This is a genomic window from Flavobacterium circumlabens, from assembly GCF_004345565.1.
GTDB classification, from domain to species: Bacteria; Bacteroidota; Bacteroidia; order Flavobacteriales; family Flavobacteriaceae; genus Flavobacterium; species Flavobacterium circumlabens.
Window position 1 is genome coordinate 136,085 of record NZ_SLWA01000011.1, and the last position, 16,393, is coordinate 152,477.

The 16,393-nt window shown below is 35.5% G+C and carries 15 protein-coding genes; 11 read left to right on the top strand and 4 right to left on the bottom strand.

The features are described 5' to 3' along the window. Position 1 precedes the first annotated feature (1 nt). On the bottom strand, positions 2–1,078 hold the full coding sequence (locus tag EV142_RS21490) for a glycosyltransferase family 9 protein (RefSeq protein WP_132037900.1): 1,077 nt from the start codon (positions 1,076–1,078) through the stop codon (positions 2–4). 129 nt (positions 1,079–1,207) lie between these two features. Between EV142_RS21490 and EV142_RS21495 the strand changes: the two genes are divergently transcribed. Further along, the gene (locus tag EV142_RS21495) at positions 1,208–1,957 is read left to right on the top strand and encodes a glycosyltransferase family 2 protein (protein WP_132037901.1); all 750 of its coding nucleotides are present in this window, start codon (positions 1,208–1,210) and stop codon (positions 1,955–1,957) included. 84 nt (positions 1,958–2,041) lie between these two features. On the opposite strand, the gene EV142_RS21500 is transcribed toward EV142_RS21495, so the two are convergent. Next, entirely contained in the window at positions 2,042–2,857 is an 816-nt protein-coding gene (locus EV142_RS21500) for a 2,3,4,5-tetrahydropyridine-2,6-dicarboxylate N-succinyltransferase (protein WP_132037902.1), read from the bottom strand. A gap of 298 nt (positions 2,858–3,155) precedes the next feature. On the opposite strand from EV142_RS21500, the gene EV142_RS21505 reads away from it, so the two are divergent. The 3 genes from EV142_RS21505 to EV142_RS21515 all read left to right on the top strand — a co-directional run bounded on the left by EV142_RS21505 (position 3,156) and on the right by EV142_RS21515 (position 5,947). Beyond that, positions 3,156–3,776, top strand: a complete 621-nt coding sequence (locus EV142_RS21505) for a PAS domain-containing protein (RefSeq protein WP_132037903.1) — start codon at positions 3,156–3,158, stop codon at positions 3,774–3,776. Positions 3,777–3,908: 132 nt separating this feature from the next. After that, on the top strand, positions 3,909–4,325 hold the full coding sequence (gene ruvX / locus EV142_RS21510) for a Holliday junction resolvase RuvX (protein ID WP_132037904.1): 417 nt from the start codon (positions 3,909–3,911) through the stop codon (positions 4,323–4,325). Between the two features lie 125 nt (positions 4,326–4,450). After that, positions 4,451–5,947 carry a malate:quinone oxidoreductase gene (locus EV142_RS21515; protein WP_132037905.1) on the top strand — a complete coding sequence of 499 codons (1,497 nt, stop codon included), beginning with the start codon at positions 4,451–4,453 and terminating at the stop codon, positions 5,945–5,947. Positions 5,948–5,986: 39 nt separating this feature from the next. On the opposite strand, the gene EV142_RS21520 is transcribed toward EV142_RS21515, so the two are convergent. Further along, positions 5,987–8,209, bottom strand: coding sequence for an FUSC family protein (locus tag EV142_RS21520; RefSeq protein ID WP_132037906.1), 2,223 nt, complete (start codon positions 8,207–8,209; stop codon positions 5,987–5,989). A gap of 198 nt (positions 8,210–8,407) precedes the next feature. Here EV142_RS21520 and def point away from each other — a divergent pair, with 198 nt between their 5' ends. The 3 genes from def to mazG all read left to right on the top strand — a co-directional run bounded on the left by def (position 8,408) and on the right by mazG (position 10,437). After that, complete coding sequence (def, locus tag EV142_RS21525) at positions 8,408–8,998, top strand: peptide deformylase (protein WP_132037907.1); 591 nt, start codon at positions 8,408–8,410, stop codon at positions 8,996–8,998. A 66-nt stretch (positions 8,999–9,064) separates the two neighbouring features. Beyond that, on the top strand, positions 9,065–9,565 hold the full coding sequence (locus tag EV142_RS21530) for a DUF5606 family protein (RefSeq protein WP_132037908.1): 501 nt from the start codon (positions 9,065–9,067) through the stop codon (positions 9,563–9,565). 101 nt (positions 9,566–9,666) lie between these two features. Further along, positions 9,667–10,437: a nucleoside triphosphate pyrophosphohydrolase gene (mazG, locus tag EV142_RS21535; protein WP_132037909.1), complete on the top strand. Its 771-nt coding sequence runs from the start codon at positions 9,667–9,669 to the stop codon at positions 10,435–10,437. Here the strand turns inward: mazG and EV142_RS21540 are convergent, their stop codons facing one another. Then, complete coding sequence (locus tag EV142_RS21540; protein WP_132037910.1) at positions 10,438–11,118, bottom strand: Crp/Fnr family transcriptional regulator; 681 nt, start codon at positions 11,116–11,118, stop codon at positions 10,438–10,440. A gap of 205 nt (positions 11,119–11,323) precedes the next feature. On the opposite strand from EV142_RS21540, the gene EV142_RS21545 reads away from it, so the two are divergent. The 4 genes from EV142_RS21545 (at position 11,324) to EV142_RS21560 (ending at position 16,389) form a co-directional block, all read left to right on the top strand. Further along, positions 11,324–13,720 (top strand): heavy metal translocating P-type ATPase, encoded by a 2,397-nt coding sequence (locus tag EV142_RS21545; RefSeq protein WP_132037911.1) that lies wholly within the window; start codon positions 11,324–11,326, stop codon positions 13,718–13,720. Positions 13,721–13,824: 104 nt separating this feature from the next. Beyond that, positions 13,825–14,016 (top strand): cbb3-type cytochrome oxidase assembly protein CcoS, encoded by a 192-nt coding sequence (ccoS, locus tag EV142_RS21550; RefSeq protein ID WP_132037912.1) that lies wholly within the window; start codon positions 13,825–13,827, stop codon positions 14,014–14,016. A gap of 2 nt (positions 14,017–14,018) precedes the next feature. Beyond that, positions 14,019–16,208, top strand: a complete 2,190-nt coding sequence (gene ccoN / locus EV142_RS21555) for a cytochrome-c oxidase, cbb3-type subunit I (RefSeq protein ID WP_132037913.1) — start codon at positions 14,019–14,021, stop codon at positions 16,206–16,208. A gap of 4 nt (positions 16,209–16,212) precedes the next feature. Next, the gene (locus EV142_RS21560; protein ID WP_132037914.1) at positions 16,213–16,389 is read left to right on the top strand and encodes a CcoQ/FixQ family Cbb3-type cytochrome c oxidase assembly chaperone; all 177 of its coding nucleotides are present in this window, start codon (positions 16,213–16,215) and stop codon (positions 16,387–16,389) included. Positions 16,390–16,393 lie beyond the last annotated feature (4 nt).

Here is a 16,393-nt window from a genome sequence, read left to right on the forward strand (position 1 = left end):
TTTACTGTTCTCCATTTTTATATTCCTGAAAATAAGTATCCAGTTTTTCAAGCATTAATGATAGAGGATATTCATCATAATACTCAAAAGTATGCTCTTTGATATATTGCTCAGTATGCTGCTCGTATATTTCCGGTTTTAAATCTTTTAGGTGAATAGAAGAGTGTTTGGCTTCATTTTCAAATAATTGCCAGGTCTCTTTTCGCACTGAAGGTGTAAAAATAGAGAAAGTAGGGATGTCAAGGGCCTTTGCCATATTCACAGCACCGCCTTCATTTCCGATCAGCATATCACATTGTGAAAGTAAAGCCAGAAACGGACGTAATTCTGTACAATATAAATCAAAAATGATGTGTTGTTTGGTCGCTTCAGCACAATAATTATATACTTCAAGGGCCAGTTCTTTTTGATCCGGGATATAATTAAAAATAATTTTGGCATTGGTTTTGGCAACCGTAAAATCAATGATTTTTGCCATCCCCTCCAAAGGATAGGTTTTATAGACTTCGCTGCCTAAAATTCCAAACATAATCAGAGGATTGTCTTCAGTATTGATGTTGTACTTTTTGAGAAGATTTTTGGCCTCTTCAATTTCAGATTCTTTCAGGAAAATCTTCGGTTTTACATCTGTGATTTTTTCAGAAATAAAAGGCTGAAGAAGCAGCAACCTGTTTTCGATTGCCAGTCCGTGTTCGGATTCTACAGCATCAAAACGTTCGTAAGTATAATTATAGAATATTTTGGTATACCATTTACGATACGAAACTTTATACTTTGCTCCTGAAAATAGGGTAATCAGATTAGTCTCTAATTTAGAGTACACATCAATGACAGCATCGTATTTTTTTCTTCGAATCTGGAAAATAAATTTAAATAAGGAAGGAATAGATTTTCTCACCTTATTCGTTAATGGAATAATAGTGTCAATATTTGGATTTTCTTTTAGTACATCAACAGAATTTGGATAGCACATATAATCAATTGCGGCATCCGGAAACTTTGTTTTAAGGTTGTTACAAATTATGGTACTGGTTAATACATCTCCAATTCTTTTTTGCTGAATGACTAATATTCTCATCTAATTTAAAATTCAATTGATGTGCGAAATTACGAATAATTATATCAAGTGTACAAACTCCTGATAAGATATAAGGGAACTAAAATAAAAATTTCTATTTTTGCAGCAAACAAATTTACTCCTCCCAAAATGAAAATTAGCGGTCTTGTCATTACTTTCAATGAAGAAAAAAACATTGGTAAATGCATTGATGCTTTACAAAAAGTCTGCGATGAAGTAATTATCGTAGATTCGTTTAGTAAAGACCGTACAGCTGAAATTGCCAGAGAAAAAGGAGCTGTAGTGATAGAACAGTCTTTTTTAGGAGACGGACCACAGCGTACACACGGTTTGCCTTATTGTAAAAATGACTGGATTCTGAATCTTGATGCAGATGAATTTCTGGACAAAGACGCTGAGGAATTTATATTAAATCAAAAATATTTAGAAGGGAACTACGACGCGTTCAGTTTCAGGGTTAAAAACTTTTTAGGAGATAAGCTTATCGATTTTTCCGGCTGGTATCCGGACCATAAAGTTCGTTTTTTTAATAAACAAACAGCAAGACCTTCAGATTCTATAGTGCATCAGAAAATAATAGCACAAAACGAGAAAAAAGTAGCCGTTCATATTTTGCACTACGGATGGGATTCTTTAGATCAGATTATTGCCAAAAAAAATCAATATTCAGGCTGGCACGCGCAGCAACTGTTGGATCAGGGAAAAAAGGTTAATTCTTTTAAACCCGTTCTTAACGGTACGGTAGCTTTTATTCGCTGCTACTTTTTTAAGAAAGGAATATTCAATGGTATCGACGGATTGTCTATTGCCATGATTCAGAGTTTTTTTTCTTACATGAAATATGCGAAGCTCTTAAAACTTCAGAAAAAACAAAAATAAATACTATAAATTTCAAATAAAAAATTCCAAATTCCAATTGATAAGTATTGGGATTTGGAATTTTTTTTATTTGGATTTTAAAACTTATACAGCAACATCGTATTCACGAAGCGCATTATTCAATGAAGTTTTTAAATCTGTAGAAGGTTTACGGGTACCAATAATCAGTGCACAAGGAACCTGAAATTCTCCGGCAGCAAATTTCTTTGTATAACTTCCCGGAATTACAACAGAACGTGCAGGAACATAACCTTTCATTTCAACAGGTTCGTCACCGGTAACGTCTATAATTTTAGTAGAGGCAGTAAGACACACATTAGCGCCAAGAACTGCTTCTTTACCAACGTGAACACCTTCAACAACAATACAACGGGAACCAATAAAAGCACCGTCTTCAATAATTACAGGAGCAGCTTGTAAAGGCTCCAGAACACCACCAATACCAACACCACCGCTTAAGTGAACATTTTTACCAATCTGTGCACAACTACCAACAGTAGCCCAGGTATCAACCATAGTTCCTTCATCAACATAAGCTCCGATGTTTACATAACTCGGCATCAAAATAACACCACTTGAAATGTAAGCTCCGTAACGCGCTACAGCATTTGGTACTACACGAATTCCTTTTTCAGCGTAACCTCTTTTTAGTAACATTTTATCGTGATATTCGAAAATACCCGATTCTAACGTTTCCATTTTTTGAATTGGGAAATACATGACAACTGCTTTTTTTACCCATTCGTTTACCTGCCATCCGTCACCAACCGGTTCAGCAACACGTAATTTTCCTGCGTCTAATAATTCTATAACTTCTCTGATAGCATCAGTTGTAGTAGTTTCTTGTAATAAAGCTCTGTTTTCCCAAGCTTGTTCAATTATCGTCTGTAAAGAATTCATAAGTTTTAATTTTTTGCAAAGATATAGTATTTGGCTAAAAGCAAAAAAGTAAAACCATTTGAAAATGTTACAGATGTAACTTTTTGTTTTTAATTTGATAAATAAAAACTTCAATACTAATGAAACTCAAAACAATGATTTTCGTTATCTGTTTTTTTACTGCCATAATATGATAAAAGTCAGATTTTGAATTTTTACTTCGGGTTAGTTTTGCTCCATAATTCAGAGTCTTAAAAATCGGAATTATCAAATACCAATTACCAATCCAAAACAAACAAACAAATTAATCTGTTGAGATATGAATCAGGAAAATCAGTTTCAGAACCGTACCATTATTGATAAGGAAGTTTCGTGGGATAAAACCCAGGTTATCATGAGTAAAACAAATGCCTTTGGTATTATAGAATATGCCAATGAGGTTTTTATAGACGTTTGCGGATACGAAGATTACGAACTTATGGGACAGCCTCATAATATTATCAGGCATCCGGATATGCCGAAAGTTATTTTTAAGGTGCTTTGGGAAAATCTTAAAGCGGGGAAAAACTTTCATGCCATTGTAAAAAACCTGGCAAAGTCAGGCAGATATTATTGGGTGATTACTGATTTTGAAATAGCCAAAGATGAAAATGGCGTGATTGTCAATTATTTTGGAAGAAGACAGGCAGTACCTCAGGAAGTTATCGCCATGCATATAGAACCCTTGTATAAAAAACTACTGCAAATTGAGGGTGTAAGCGGAATGGAATTTAGCGAAAAATACCTGATTGGTTTTCTGGAAGAAAAGAAAAGAACTTATGTTGAATATATCAAGGAACTGATCTTAGAACATGAAAAAGCGCAATCAAAATCCCTTCATCAGGAAGAAGAAGAAGAGGAAGACGAGAGAGGCTTTTTCGGTCGTTTATTTGGTAGATAATCCCATTTTTTTAGGTTTTAAATATTTGGTGGAAGTCCGTTTTGAGAAATCAAAGCGGATTTTTTTTGTAAAATGAAATATTTCTTTTCCCGTTTGTGCATTTTCCTTTCTATCTTTGATAAAAATTACAAAATGCCAAGAATTCTCTCCATAGATTACGGACAAAAACGTACCGGAATTGCCGTTACAGACGAAATGCAGATTATAGCTTCGGGATTGACAACCGTTCCGACCAACACTTTAATAGACTTCCTGAAAGACTATTTTGCCAAAGAAAAAGTCGAAGCCGTATTAATAGGCGAACCCAAACAAATGAACGGACTTCCGTCTGAAAGTGCTTCGGTAATCAAAGGATTTGTTACCCATTTTTCAAATATTTTTCCGGAGATGAAAGTAGTTCGTGTAGATGAAAGATTTACGTCAAAAATGGCTTTCCAGACCATGATAGATAGTGGGTTAAGTAAAAAACAACGCCAGAATAAAGGCCTGATTGATGAAATTTCTGCTACCATTATGCTTCAGGACTATCTTTCTTCTAAACGTTTTTAGCTGTAATAAGATTTAATTTTACTTTTTAGGAAAAAATTATAGTTTTCTAACTTTTATCATGTAAAAATTAGTTTTTTTTTGCGATTGAAAAAAGTACCTTTGCACTTTAAAAACAAATTACTGTTATGCCTGACAATACAATACGTTCCAATAGTGAAGTAGTGCTTATTGGAGCTGGAATTATGAGTGCAACTCTCGGATTAATTTTGAAGGAGTTACAACCCGATATTAAGATTGAAATTTACGAAAGATTAGATGTTGCTGCAGCCGAAAGCTCAGATGCATGGAATAATGCAGGAACCGGACACTCTGCCTTTTGTGAATTAAATTACACTCCCGAAAAAGCTGATGGAAGTATTGATCCTAAAAAAGCAATAAGTATAGCGGAATCTTTTGAAGTTTCCCGTCAGTTTTGGTCGTATTTAGTACAGCAAAATAAAGTTCCGTCTCCGGAAAATTTTATTAAAAGCGTTCCTCATATGAGTTTTGTCTGGGGAGATAAAAACGTTGAATATCTTAAAACACGTTTTGAAGCTTTACAAAGCAATCCAATTTTTGCTCAAATGTCTTTCAGTACAGATTTTGAACAGCTAAAACAATGGATGCCGCTTGTAATGGAAGGCCGTGAAAATAATGAAAAATTAGCAGCTACCCACATGTCTATTGGTACCGATGTAAATTTTGGTGCACTGACCAGAAGCATGTTTAATTATCTGGAAAAACTGGACGGTGTCTCTTTATACTTTAACCATGAGGTTAAAAAATTAAATCAGCGTGAAGATAAATCATGGAGAATTAAAATCACCGATTTGTCTACAGGTCAAAAAAGAAAAGCATACACCAATTTTGTTTTTATAGGAGCAGGAGGAGGTTCATTGCCCTTATTGGAAAAAGCAAACGTTCCCGAAGGAAATGGCTACGGAGGTTTTCCCGTAAGCGGACAATGGTTAAAATGTACCAATCCGGAAGTCATTGCAAAACATCAGGCAAAAGTGTACGGAAAAGCAAGTGTCGGAGCACCTCCAATGTCGGTTCCTCATATAGATACACGTGTAATCGATGGCGAAAAAGCACTTCTTTTTGGGCCTTTCGCAGGATTTTCGACACGTTTCCTGAAAAACGGATCTTACCTGGATTTACCGTTATCTATCAAAGCAAATAATTTAATTCCGATGTTATCAGCGGGATTTCATAATATACCCTTAACTAAATATCTAATTGATCAGGTGCGTCAGTCTCCGAAAGACAGAATGCAGGCACTTCGTGAATACTTGCCAACGGCACGTTCTAAAGACTGGAAATTAGAAAGAGCCGGACAACGTGTTCAGGTGATCAAGAAAGACGAAAAAGAAGGCGGGATTTTAGAATTTGGTACAGAAGTAATCAATACGCATGACGGAACTTTAGCTGTTTTGTTAGGAGCTTCCCCGGGAGCCTCTACAGCGGTTTCTATCATGATAGATTTAGTAAGCAGATGTTTTACCAATCAGATGAAAACGCCGGAATGGGAAGAAAAAATGAAGAATATGATTCCTTCTTACGGTAAAACCTTAAATGACAATCCGGAACTTTTAGCAGCAACCAGAAAACATACTGCAGAAGTTTTAAAACTAAACAATTAGAATCATATCGTATCGCTATAAACAACAAATCCAGATGAATTAATCTGGATTTGTTGCTTTTATATCTTTCGTAATTTTTAATATTTTTTCTGCCAGATTACTCATCCAGATCAATTGTTCAATAACCATTTGCGCTTCCTGCATCTTGGCCTGACGCGTTTCTTTATCCAGTTCGTCATCTGTTGCCAGACGTGTGAAATTAATACGTTTCAATTCTTCAAATTGTAAAGTCACATCTTCTTTATCAAAAAAAGTATCGGTGAGAACGGTTTCATTTTTTAAAATTGAAATCGAATGATCTAAATTCAATAATATGGTTTTTATAATATAATTAAAGGATTCCGACGCTGATGTTGTCTGGTGCGACTGAATATAAGTCGATAACGAAGCCAGGGCAGAAAGCAGGGAATGATTCAGCACGACCAGTTTATTCACCAGCGGAAGGGTTTTCTGCTTAGATTTCGGTTCCTGCATCATACGCTGAAACGAGGTCATCAAATTGCCAATTTCCACAAAAGCATTCTTTCTCGATAATCGGTACGAAGTGGGCGTTTCTCCTTTTTTATTATAAAAATCTGCAATTTCCCTCAGGTAATTTCTATTGGCACGAATCGAATTTTCAATATGTATCGGAGTATTTATAAACTCCCAGGCAGGCCATAAAAACTGGTTGGCAAGAAAAGCCAGAATAGCTCCCGTGAGCGAATCCAATATCCTGAACTGAATTACTTCTACAATATCCGGAGTCAGAATACCGTAAATAAAAACGACATACATCGTTACGAAAGTGGCACTTATTTTATAATTAATCTGTGTAAAAGAAATACCTAGAAGCATGCAGATAATAGAAAAGATGCTCAGGGCAATATGGTTTTGAACCAGCGATACAATCCCGAATGCCAGCAGGCCGCCTAATACAGTTCCGAAGATTCTGTTGTAAGAGCGCTCTTTTGTAAGTCCGTATCCCGGACGCATGATGACAACGATAGTCAGTAAAATCCAGTACACATTCTGAAAAGGAAGAAATTTTCCAATAAAAAAACCAATCAGAATAGTAATCGTCAACCGAAGCGAATGTCTGAAAATAGAAGATGAAAAACTCATGTTCTCCGTCAGTGTGCGCAACGGATAATATTGCGGGGTCAAAAACTTTTCGAGCTCTTTATCCTTGTCTTTTAATTTATAAGACTGCATGGCAAGCGAAAAAGCCCTTTGGATAATCTTGATTTTCCCAACTTGATTTTTAGCATATTTCAGCATATTGGTCAGCATCAGAACACCTTCGCCGGCTTCCTCTTTACCCAGACTTTTTTCATAATCAAAAATCGCAAATTCAAGCGCATCTATTTCATTTTTCAGGTCGTTTTTGTCTACGTAAGCAGCGATATGATTGACATTTTTAGAAAGTTTTTTTAAAGTCGAAGCCAGTTTATAAGCTACATTCTGATACGTTCGCAACACTTCGGGATGTTTATCAAACTTTTCCAATAGTTTGTTATGATCAAACGACGTATATAAGGCCAATTCCTGAATTTCAATCAAAGTAATAAAGACAAGCAGCATTTTTCGATTCTGACTTGTGGCGGCAGAAGTATTCTGGTTGCCAATTAAAACCTTTCTCAGATCCTCATTGATTAAATTCAATTCAACCTGAAGTGCCAGTTGTTTCTCCGTTATCTTTTCACGATTGGCTTCAGGGCTCCATAAATCGCCTCTTAATTTTAAATATTTGGCTGTTAACTTTATGCCTTCCGCAATTTGTAATTCCACATATTTATAAGGCTGTACAAAATGAAATACCAGAGATACAATCAAATATAAAATACCGCCAACAAAAATAAAACCCGAATATTCAACAGCATCCCAGCCTTCGTGCAAATGTCCAAAAGATAATGAAATAGAAAGCAAAGCAGAAAACGACACTAAGGTCGCTCGTTGCCCGTAAACAGAAATCATACAGCATAAAAACAGCAGTAAACCTAAAAAAGGATAAAATAACAGCGGAAAAGGATAGGCAAGATTGACCAGTAAATTAACTCCCGAAACGATAAGTGAAGCCACAATAAGACCTTTTATCTTATGCACCAAAGTGCTCGGAATATCACTCGGATAAGTATAGAAAGCCCCTAAAGCAATCGTAAAACCGATTTCAAAATGTCCCAGAAAGTTTAAAATTACAACCGGAACAACGGAGGCAATCGTTACTTTTGAAGCATTTAGAAAAGAGGTACTATTGGTGAATTTCGTGACACGATCAAACATATATTGTGGTTTACAAGCAAAGGTAAGAATTGTACGAATTATTTTGGCACAATTATAGCTGAGTTTTTAATAAGCATGCAAAATTGATATTAATATGTGGTTTAGAATTATTCATTGACTATTTTTTACTATTTTTGCCAGCTGAATTATGAAAATAAAATTCAGTGTTTTCAGTAGATAATACATAAAAAAATACAAATGATTTTACCAATTGTAGGATACGGTGATCCTGTTTTAAGAAAAGTAGGTGAGGCAATTACGCCTGAGTATCCAAACTTAAAAGAGATTTTAGCAAACATGTATGAAACCATGTACAATGCTTATGGCGTTGGGCTTGCTGCACCACAGGTAGGGATGGCAATTCGTTTGTTCGTAATCGATACAAATCCTTTTAGCGATGATGAAGATTTATCAGCAGAAGAACAAAATAAATTAAAAGGGTTCAAAAAAACTTTTATCAATGCCAAAATTGTTAAAGAAGAAGGTGAAGAGTGGAGTTTTAACGAAGGCTGTCTGAGTATTCCTGATGTTCGTGAGGATGTTTACAGAAAACCAACCGTTACAATTGAATATTGCGAAGAAGACTTTATAATGAAAACAGAAGTTTTTGACGGTTTGATTGCAAGAGTCATTCAGCACGAATACGATCATATCGAAGGCGTTTTATTTACAGATAAAATATCTTCTTTAAAAAAGCGTTTGATTCAGAAGAAATTAAAAAACATTACAGAAGGCAAGACTTTTCAGGATTACAAAATGAAATTTGCTGCTGCCAAAAAAGGGAGATAATTATTTTTGACAAATATTATAGACGATAAAAAATAAACGAAATTCTTAATACAAATTATAATAAACATGAATTTAGAAAAAATATTAGCTGTTTCCGGGAAACCAGGTTTATATGCTTTAAAAGTACAGACTCGTACAGGATTTGTAGCTGAATCATTAACAGATGGAAAAAAAATCACTGTAAGCTTAAAAAGCAATGTAAGTTTATTGTCTGAAATTTCAATTTATACGCAGGATGGCGAAAAACCATTGACTGAAGTAATGCAACTTATTGCTGCTAAAGAAAACAAAGGTCAGGCGATTTCTCACAAAGAAGATAACGCAACTCTGGCTGCTTATTTTAAAGAAGTTTTACCTGATTATGATGAAGAAAGAGTATATCCGTCTGATATTAAAAAAGTATTAAACTGGTACAATACACTTCAGGCAAAAGGTTTAGTGACTGATTTGGCTCCGGCTCCTACTGAAACTAAAGAAGAAGCTCCGGTTGCAGAAGAAAAGCCGAAAAAAGCACCGGCAGCTAAAAAAGCACCAGTGAAAAAAGAGGCTACTAAAAAAGAAGAATAGTAAGTTTTACATTCAAAATATAATAATCCTGTTAAGATGTTTTCCTGACAGGATTTTTTACTTTTACAGCATTCGGACATAAACCAAAAAACACTTCAAAAATGAGTAAAGAACTTCAACTTCAGGCTTTCGAAAGGTTATTAATTATCATGGATGAACTTCGTGAGCAATGTCCGTGGGATAAAAAACAGACTTTACAAACGCTGAGACATTTAACGATTGAAGAAACCTATGAATTAGGAGATGCCATTCTGGACAATGATTTGAATGAAGTTAAAAAAGAACTTGGCGATCTATTATTACATATTGTTTTTTATGCTAAAATAGGCAGCGAAACCAACGATTTTGACATCGCTGATGTCTGTAATGAAATTTGCGAAAAACTAATTCATCGTCATCCGCATATTTACAGCGATACAGTCGTGAAAGATGAAGAAGAAGTAAAGCAAAACTGGGAAAAACTGAAACTTAAAGAAGGAAAAAAATCTGTTTTGGAAGGCGTTCCGGGAAGTTTACCGGCTTTGGTAAAAGCAAGCAGAATTCAGGACAAAGTAAAAGGCGTAGGTTTCGACTGGGAAGAACCACATCAGGTTTGGGATAAGGTGCAGGAAGAATTAGAAGAGTTACAGGAAGAAGTAAAAGCAGGGGATCAGGATAAGATTGAAGCTGAATTTGGAGATGTATTATTTTCCATGATTAATTACGCCCGATTTTTAAATGTAAACCCCGAAGATGCTTTAGAACGCACCAATAAAAAGTTTATTAAACGTTTTCAATACCTCGAAAGCAAAGCAGGTGAACTCGGAAAACCGCTGATGGATATGACGTTGGCCGAAATGGACGTATTTTGGAACGAAGCGAAAAAATTATAATTATTCCGCTAGTTTCTTTAAGGCTTTTACATTTTTAAGCACAATTTTTTTACCAACCAATTCAATTAATTCAAGCTTATTGAAATCTGATAATAACCGGATGCAGCTTTCGGTTGCAGTACCAATCATTCCGGCTAATTCTTCTCGTGTAAGCTGAACTTTTAAGGTTTTATCAGTGTTCTCGCCAAAAGTAGCATGAAGGTACAATAAGGTTTCGGCCAGCCTTTGTTTTACTGTTTTTTGTGCCAGTGCAATCTTATCGTTTTCAGATTCTTTCAAATCCTCACAGACCGTTTGCATCAGGTTCATTGAAAACTGATTATTGTTGTTGAAAAAATGGATGATCTCAGCTTTTGGAATAAAGCAAACTTCCATGTCAGCCACAGCTTTTGCCGATAAATTAGCCGGTTCATTGCTAATCATGGAACGCTGTCCTAAAAGCTCTCCGGATTTAACGAGTTTTACAATCTGATCTTTTCCGTTAGCACTTAATTTGGAAAGTTTTCCAATTCCGTCTTTCACACAAAAAACACCATTAGTGATTTCACCTTCCTCAAAAATGGCTTCCCCTTTTTTTATGCTATAAGTTGTCTTACTGTTAGCCAATTTAATAACCTCTTCTTTATTCAGAGCTTTTAGAGAAGTAAGCTGTCTTACGATGCATTGATCACATTTATTCATGGCAAAAAGTATTTCCTGCAAAATTAACCATTATTCGCGTTAGAAGTCCTAATTATTACAGAAAATGCAGGAAATAATTTATTAACTGTATTTTATCTTTTTTGTTTTAAGAAATTTAAAATTATAATTTATCGGAGTATGATAAATGTCATATTTAAAATCTTTTACAATTTATAAACTTTGCATAAGTTAAAAAAAACAAATTATGAGCGAGCAAAGTTGTTTTCATTGCGGGTTAATTATTGCCAAAAATGAAGAAGTCAATTTTGATGAAAAAAGGTTTTGCTGTAACGGCTGCAGGACCGTTTATGAAATTTTCAGCCTTCATGATTTAACTTCCTATTATGATTTTGAAAAATCACCCGGTGCTACTCCACAAGATATTCAGGGTAAATATGACTTTCTGGAAAATGAAACGATACTATCTAAAGTATTGGAGTTTCAGGAAGGAAATACCGCTATTGTCTCCTTAAATATTCCGCACATACATTGTAGTTCCTGCATTTGGATTTTAGAAAATCTTAATAAAATTCAATCCGGAATAAGTATCTCTCAGGTTAATTTTCCGGAGAAGAAAGTCAGAATTACTTTTAATTCGAATCTTGTTTCGCTTAAAACCATTGTTTATCTGTTAAGCTCCATAGGCTATGAACCTTATATTAGCCTTGAAAACTATGAAACAGGTAAAAATAATGTAGACCGAAGTCTGACTTACAGATTAGGAGTCGCCTTTTTCTGTTTCGGAAATATCATGTTACTATCATTCCCGGAATATTTTGAAATTAAGGAGTTTTGGCTCGATAATTATAAACCATTCTTCAGGGCTTTGATTTTCATGTTGTCGCTGCCTAGTTTTTTATATGCGGCAAGCGGTTATTATGTTTCAGCTTACAAGAGTATAAAAGCCGGAATGCTCAACATTGATATTCCTATCGCCCTGGGAATTATTGTGATGTTTATCAGAAGTACTTTCGATATTGCAATGAATTATGGCCCTGGCTTTTTTGATAGTCTGACAGGTCTGGTTTTCTTTATGCTGCTCGGAAAAATGTTTCAGATTAAAACCTACAGTTTTTTAAGTTTTGAAAGAGATTTTAAATCCTATTTTCCTATTGCAGTTACCCGCATTAATCCCAACGCATCCGAAGAAAGTGTTCCGGTCTATGATATCATAAAAGGAGATCGGTTAATTATCAGAAATCAGGAATTAATTCCGGTTGATGGTATTTTAATGAGCGAAAAAGCCGAAATCGATTACAGTTTTGTGACAGGTGAAGCTGTTCCGATTACCAAAAAATCCGGTGATAAAGTTTTTGCCGGAGGAAAACAGATTGGAAAAGTAATCGAAATGGAAGTTTTGCATTCCGTTTCACAAAGTTATCTGACACAGTTGTGGAGCAATGAGATTTTTCAAAAAAATGTACAGCAAAAGCATAAAACGATTACCGATGCTATTAGCCGTTATTTTACTCCTATATTATTATTAATTGCACTTGCTGGTTTTGGATATTGGATTTTTATTGATGCCAATACAGCTTTTAATGTTTTTACTGCCGTACTTATCGTAGCATGCCCTTGTGCATTGGCATTGACAGCACCTTTTACTTTTGGAAATATCCTCAGGATTTTGGGAAAACAGAAATTATACCTGAAGAATGCTTTGGTTATTGAACAATTAGCAAAAGTAGATACCATAGTTTTTGATAAGACCGGAACAATTACAACCAATAAAAAAGCAACTATCAATTATGAAGGAAGTGTAATTTCTGCTGAAAATCATATCCTGATAAAAAATGTACTTCGCGCATCAAATCATCCGTTAAGCAGAATGTTATATGATTTTCTGCCTGAAAACAGAAAAATAAAAACAGATGATTTCCAGGAAATAACAGGAAAAGGAATTCAGGCTACTGTTGATAATAAAGTAATCTGTATTGGCTCTTCAGAATTTGTTGGTGCACCCGTTCCTGAAAGGTCAGAAACAGAAAAAACTTCCCTGCATATTAAAATAGATTCTGTTTATTATGGTAGGTTCGTTTTTCAGAATCAGTATCGTGATGGTCTGGAAGAGCTGTTTTTATCTTTAAGTAAAAAGTATCAGATAAAAGTGCTTTCGGGTGATAACGACGGCGAAAGGGCCAATCTGGAAGCGATACTTCCTCAAAATACAGAATTAATCTTCAATCAAAAACCGGAACAAAAACTGGAGTTTATCAGAAGCCTGCAGGAAAGAGGTCAGAATGTAATGATGGTGGGAGATGGCCTAAATGATGCAGGAGCTTTGGCCCAAAGTAACGTCGGAATTTCGATCTCTGAAAATGTCAATGTTTTCTCACCCGCCTGTGATGCAATTTTAGATGCTGCAGAGTTTTCCCGATTAGACTATTTCTTAAAACTTTCGCATAAATCAATCCTTATCATCAAAATGAGTTTTGGCTTATCCTTACTCTACAATATTGTTGGATTATCCTTTGCGGTAACAGGTAATCTTCTTCCTTTGATAGCGGCTATTATTATGCCGTTAAGTACAATTACAATTGTGAGTTTTGTAACACTTATGTCTAACTATTTCAGCAATAGTAATTTGGATGATTGCAATTAGAAAATAGATTATTTTTTAAAAATTAACATTTATCTTCTGTCATGATAATTATCATATTTTATCTGCCTGTAACGCAATAATTTTGTTAACATAAATTTTAAGGTATGAGTGTCATTTATCTATTAATTACAGTAAGTATTTTCGTAGCAATCGGTTTCTTTATTGCTTTTATTATCGCTGTCAAATCGGGACAGTACGATGATGATTATACGCCTTCGGTCAGAATGCTTTTTGACGACGAAACAAAAATTACTCCCAAAAAAAATAAATCAACAAACGAAGAAAAACAAATCTAATTATGGAAATGGAACAGTTTTATTATGACAACAAAATTGTAAAAAAATTCATTTACGCTACGATCCTATTCGGAGTCGTCGGAATGCTTGTCGGGCTTACATTAGCAGTGATGTATCTTTTTCCTAACATGACCGACGGAATTCCGTGGTTAAGCTATGGTAGATTGAGACCCTTGCATACAAACGCTGTAATTTTCGCCTTTGTTGGTAATGCCTTTTTTGCAGGTTTGTATTATTCGCTGCAGCGTTTGCTAAAAGCCAGAATGTTTAGCGACCTTCTAAGTAATCTTCATTTTTGGGGATGGCAGTTTATTATAGTAGCCGCTGCAATTACGTTGCCTTTAGGATATACCTCTTCAAAAGAATATGCTGAGCTGGAGTGGCCGATTGATATTGCAATCGCACTTATTTGGGTGGTAATGGGTATTAATATGATTGGTACCATATTGCGCCGTCGCGAGCGTCACTTGTATGTGGCTATCTGGTTTTATCTGGCCACATTTGTTACCGTTGCCGTTTTGCATATTTTTAATAATATCGAACTGCCGGTTTCAGCGTTAAAAAGTTACTCCGTTTACGCCGGAGTTCAGGATGCCTTAGTACAATGGTGGTACGGACATAATGCCGTTGCTTTTTTTCTGACCACACCATTTTTAGGCCTGATGTATTATTTCATTCCTAAGGTAGCCAACAGGCCAGTTTATTCGTATCGTTTATCGATTATACATTTCTGGTCCTTAATCTTTATTTATATCTGGGCAGGACCACACCACTTATTGTATTCTGCTTTACCCAATTGGGCTCAGAATTTAGGAGTAGCATTTTCTGTAATGCTGATCGCTCCATCCTGGGGAGGTATGATTAATGGTCTGTTAACGTTGAGAGGTGCCTGGGATAAAGTTCGTGAAGAACCGGTTTTGAAATTCTTTGTAGTAGCAATTACAGGATACGGAATGGCCACTTTTGAAGGCCCGATGCTTTCCTTAAAAAATGTAAATGCTATCGCCCATTATACCGATTGGATTATTGCTCACGTACACGTTGGGGCTTTAGCCTGGAACGGATTCATGTCATTTGGTATTATTTACTGGCTCGTTCCAAGAATGACCAAAACTAAATTGTTCTCAAATAAACTGGCCAATTTTCATTTCTGGATCGGAACTTTAGGAATTATCCTTTATGCTTTACCAATGTATGTTGCTGGTTTTCTTCAGGCATCCATGTGGAAACAATTTAACCCGGATGGTACTTTAACGTATGGGAATTTCCTTGAAACAGTAACTCAGATTATGCCAATGTACTGGATGAGGGCCATCGGTGGTACTTTGTATTTGGTGGGTATGCTTATATTAGTTTATAATATTATAATGACAGTAAGAGCAGGTGAAACCGTGGAAGACGAACTAGCTCAGGCTCCCGCTTTACAACGAATCAGTACAAACAGGCTTAAAGGAGAAAAATTCCATTCCTGGTTAGAAAGAAGACCAATTCAGTTAACCATTTTAGCTACAGTCGCTATTTTAATTGGAGGAATAATTCAGATTGTACCAACAATTATGGTCAAATCAAATATTCCAACCATTTCAAGCGTAAAACCTTATACACCATTAGAACTGGAAGGACGTGATTTATACATCCGTGAAGGCTGCGTTGGCTGTCACTCACAATCAGTTCGTCCGTTTAGAAGTGAAGTAGAACGTTACGGACCACAATCTAAGGCAGGTGAATTTGTTTATGATCATCCGTTTCTTTGGGGATCAAAACGTACGGGGCCTGATTTGCTGAGAGTGGGAGGAAAATATAATGATAATTGGCATTTTAATCACTTCTGGAATCCGCAAAGTACTTCGGCAGGTTCAATTATGCCGGGTTATAAATGGTTGTTTGATAATAAACCAATGGATATTTCATTAACTCAGAGAAAAATGAAAGCAATGGTTTCACTTGGGGTTCCTTATACAGATCTCGAAGTAGCAAACGCACAAAAGACCTTAAGAACTCAGGCATTGGCTATAGAAAAAAACTTAGAGAGTGATCCTGATTTTGTAAAAAGCTATGAGGATAGTAAGAAAAAAGCAGCTGCTAAAGGTGAAAATTTCACCCCAATGAACGAAAGGGAGATTGTAGCTCTTATCGCTTACATACAAAGACTCGGTACCGATATTAAAGTAAAAGAAACCGCTAAAAAATAAAGCTATGTTCGAACAGATAAAACACAATATGGAGAATATCAAGGGTATAGAAATTTACCCGATTCTTTCCCTTCTGATATTCTTTTTCTTTTTCGTAGGCTTAGGCTTTTGGGTGTTCTCTTATAAAAAAGAAAAGATACAGGAAATGAGTGAAATTCCTTTAGATGAAGGATTAGTTTAATTTC